This window comes from Tissierella sp. (assembly GCF_052089545.1).
In the GTDB taxonomy this organism is placed as follows: domain Bacteria; phylum Bacillota; class Clostridia; order Tissierellales; family Tissierellaceae; genus Tissierella_A.
In genome coordinates, this window is sequence record NZ_JBQDAA010000219.1 from 1 (window position 1) to 3,754 (window position 3,754).

Annotated in this window: 4 protein-coding genes; all 4 read left to right on the forward strand. The window is 28.4% G+C overall.

Annotated features, from left to right (window positions below; genetic code table 11):
• The first annotated feature begins 76 nt into the window (after nucleotides 1–76).
• The 4 genes from ACTHW2_RS11815 (at nucleotide 77) to ACTHW2_RS11830 (ending at nucleotide 3,700) form a co-directional block, all read left to right on the forward strand.
• Entirely contained in the window at nucleotides 77–871 is a 795-nt protein-coding gene (locus ACTHW2_RS11815; RefSeq protein ID WP_442264116.1) for a mechanosensitive ion channel family protein, read from the forward strand.
• Nucleotides 872–1,202: 331 nt separating this feature from the next.
• Nucleotides 1,203–2,087: a PIG-L family deacetylase gene (locus tag ACTHW2_RS11820; RefSeq protein WP_442264117.1), complete on the forward strand. Its 885-nt coding sequence runs from the start codon at nucleotides 1,203–1,205 to the stop codon at nucleotides 2,085–2,087.
• A gap of 1 nt (nucleotide 2,088) precedes the next feature.
• Entirely contained in the window at nucleotides 2,089–3,129 is a 1,041-nt protein-coding gene (locus tag ACTHW2_RS11825) for a GNAT family N-acetyltransferase (RefSeq protein ID WP_442264118.1), read from the forward strand.
• A gap of 4 nt (nucleotides 3,130–3,133) precedes the next feature.
• Nucleotides 3,134–3,700, forward strand: a complete 567-nt coding sequence (locus ACTHW2_RS11830; RefSeq protein ID WP_442264119.1) for a GNAT family N-acetyltransferase — start codon at nucleotides 3,134–3,136, stop codon at nucleotides 3,698–3,700.
• Nucleotides 3,701–3,754: the final 54 nt, after the last annotated feature.

Here is a 3,754-nt window from a genome sequence, read left to right on the forward strand (position 1 = left end):
TAAATAAACGTAGTAAATATGCGAGTTGTAGAGTTCTGCAACGAGCTATATTATATGATTAAAAGGAGGAATAATTTTGGAAAATATATTAGAAACAATGGTGATACCATTTGCGAAAAATCTAGCTTTAGCTATAGTTACCTTGCTTGTTGGTCTTGCCCTTATTGGCAAGATTGCAAAACTTGTAGGAAAGCAAGTTGAAAAGTCTAAGATTGATAATACACTAAAGCCCTTTATAATGTCACTTGTAAGCGGAATACTTAAAGTTCTCTTGGCTATTAGTGTAGTTGGCATACTAGGAGTTGAAACAGCGTCCTTTGTAGCTGTGCTTGCTGCTGGAGGCTTTGCTATAGGTCTTGCCTTTCAAGGGTCTCTTTCAAACTTTGCTGGAGGGGTACTCCTTCTTGTAGTTAGGCCTATTAATGTTGGAGACTATATAGAAGCTGATGGTTTTAGTGGAACTGTTGAAGCTATTCAAATCCTTAACACGATATTAAAAACACCTGATAATAAGGTCATATATATACCAAATGGAAACCTAGCAAATACAAGCATAGTAAACTATTCTATAAAAGAAACAAGAAGGGCAGAGTGGGTTTTTGGTGTAGGTTATGAAGAGGATACTGATAAGGTTAAAGAGGTCTTAAGTGATATAATAAATTCACATCTACTTGTATTAAAGGATCCTGAGCCTTTTGTTAAAATGAGTAACCATGGAGATAGTTCTGTGGATTTTAAAGTTAGGGCCTGGGTCAAGGCGGGAGATCTTTGGGATCTACATTATGATGTTCTTGAAATAGTTAAAAAGAGATTTGATAAAGAAGAAATAGAGATGCCATTTCCTCAAATGGACCTTCATATGGAAAAGTAAACTAGATTTTTTAATCGAAAATTGAATTAAAAATTAAAGTGAAAAAGTAAAGTATATTCAAAAATAGATGAGTTATTATTTAAAAGACCCTGTAAAATGATATACTTCCTTATAGTAGTTGGATTAAATAAGTCCAATACTAGAAAAGTGGAGTATTAAATTTTATAGGGATTTTTTATATATTATATAAAAGTATAGAAGGTAAATGGATATCCATAGTCAGCTTGACTAACAAATTTATATTGTTTATAATTAATGGTGGATATTGGAAAGAAAGCTGATATTTTATTGACTTGAGATAAGAATATTTAAATTTATAGGGGGATGCTAAGTGATTAAAAAAACTCTTGCTAAAGCTTTAGCTGGACCAATTAAGATTTATAACAAAATGAAGATTAAAGAATATTACAATTCTGCTAAAATAGGTGCAAAAGAAATAAATGATCTTGGCAAAACTTTAATTCTTGTGCCGCATGTAGACGATGAAGCGATAGGATTAGGTGGTTTATTAAAAGGACTTTCCAAAGAATGTGAATTTCACTTATTATATGGAACAGATAGTGGAGCTTCTAAAAATGATAAAGAAAGAGAAAAAATTTCAAAGGTAAGATTTTTAGAAGCTGAAAAAATAGCTAAAGAATTAGATGTTGAAATAGTTGATAAAATAGTTGAAATTCGAAACGAAAATAGCAACTGGTCATTTGAAGTATTTAAGGATCATCTACTAAAGATACTAGATGCAAATGACTATGATTCAATCTTTACTGTATCAGTTATTGATGCCCATCCAGAACATCAAAGATTGACTTACTTTTTAGCAAGGTTTCTTGAAGACTATAATTATTTGGGTGATATTTACTTATATGAAGTAAGTAATTTATTGCCAAATGACTGGATCAATACATATTACAAAATGAACTCTGAAGTTTTTGAAGAAAAAATGAGGCTATATAGTTATTTTGGCTCTCAGAGGGAGATGGATTTTGATATTTTTAATAAATTAAATAAGTATAAGGGACTGGCTGTAGATGAGTCAAAGCCATTGGAATACTTTGCCAAAATGTCAAAAGAAGATTTTGTTGAAAAAGTAGAAAAGGTAAAAAAAGAAGATTTATCTAAAATTATTCCATTTCGTATTGGAAACAACAGATCATTTTATAAGGTTATAAATAAAGAAAAAGACATTCAAGATATCTATAAAGATAAGGGGTGGTAAGGTGGATGTCGTAAAAATTGAAAATGTAGATGATATGGGAAAATATAAAGAAGATTGGGAAGAGCTACAAAAAAGCGATAAGCAGTCTACTTTTTATCAATCCTTTGAATACTCTTATATATGGTGTAAACATAACTTAAGTAGGGAAGATGAGTTAAGTATATATGCAGTTTATAATAACAATAAATTGGTTGCAATTGCTCCATTTTTTATTGAAAAAAGAAAAAAAGCCTTTCTTTCTTGGACGGAGTTAAAGTTCATAGGTATGGGGGATTATAGATTTATTTTGTGTGATGATAGTGGAGTAAATCGTTATACTATATACAATTTAATCATGTCGACTATTACAGAACTTAAATCTGTGGATAGAATTTTATTGTCATATATTCCTGATAATAACGATTTTTTAAATTATCTATTATCTTCTGAAAAGTATAATTCTTTTACTAATTATTTAACAGAAAATCCTATAATAAATTTACATGGAAAAGAAAGAATAATACCTAAAAAAGCAAATAAAAAAAGAAATAAACTAAAAAAAGATTTAAATTATAGATTTGATGTCAAGTATAGTGTATCTGAAGAACTATTTGAAGAGTTTACTAATTTACATAAAACCCAACAAGATTTTATGAAAAACAAGTTAGATAGGAAAGAAAGAAGATCTCACTTTAACGAAAATAAACGCAATGAATTTATAAAGGAAGTTTCAAAATTAGATGATAGTTCTCTTATGTTTTTGATACGTGATGCAGAAGATGAACTTATATTTTATCGTTATTGCTATAGTTATAAAGATAAGCTATACTCTTGGAACTCATCATACAACTACAAATATCATAACTATAACTTAAGTGATGTTGCAATACTAGATATGTTAGATTACTTAGAAAAACAAGAAGCTTTTAATCTTCTTGACCTAGGCTCAGGTGGTTATGCCTGGAAGTTTAGGTGGACTAAAGAATTTAACCTAGTATATAGCTTTGACTATTGGAAAAATAAAGATACACTTGCATATAAAATGTTTAAAATGAGAGGTTAAAGAGATGCTTAATATTTTATCACGCATTATAAGAAGATTTTATAGGAAGTTTAGCTATTATGAGACTTCATTTAAAAATGATTATGTAGAGTCTGAATATATTAAAAAGATAGATGGTGATATAGTAGAAGAGATTAAAAAACAATATCCCCAAGAGTTTACAGATCGAAAATATAATATTTTTAAAAATAGATATTCAAATAAAAATGATAATGGATATGTGTTAAGTATAAAGGGAGAAATTGTATCTTATGGTTGGATAGGAAAGAACAATTTTTACGAAGGCACTTCAGGATATTCTTCTAAACTGCCTAGAGATACTGTTTATTTATACGATCTCTATACTTTTGAAAAATTTAGAAAAAAAGGTTATATGGAAATATTAGTTGAATCATTATTTTATATTTATAAAAAGGAGAAATACAAATATATCCGTACTATTGTATCTTTTGATAATAAAAAGTCTAATGGTTTGATGAGTAAATTCGACTTTAAAGCTGTAGGGTTAATCTCAGTTAAATATTTTAAAGGTAAAAGATATATTAAGTTTAAAGATCTTACAAGTGATTAGTAGAATTAAATATATAAACTTTAAAACCTACCAATACAAAATATAAGAATATAT

What these genes read in the sequence shown, in the direction of transcription:
- ACTHW2_RS11830 (WP_442264119.1), top strand. Translation starts at nt 3,134, where the DNA reads ATGCTTAATATTTTATCACGCATTATAAGAAGATTTTATAGGAAGTTT.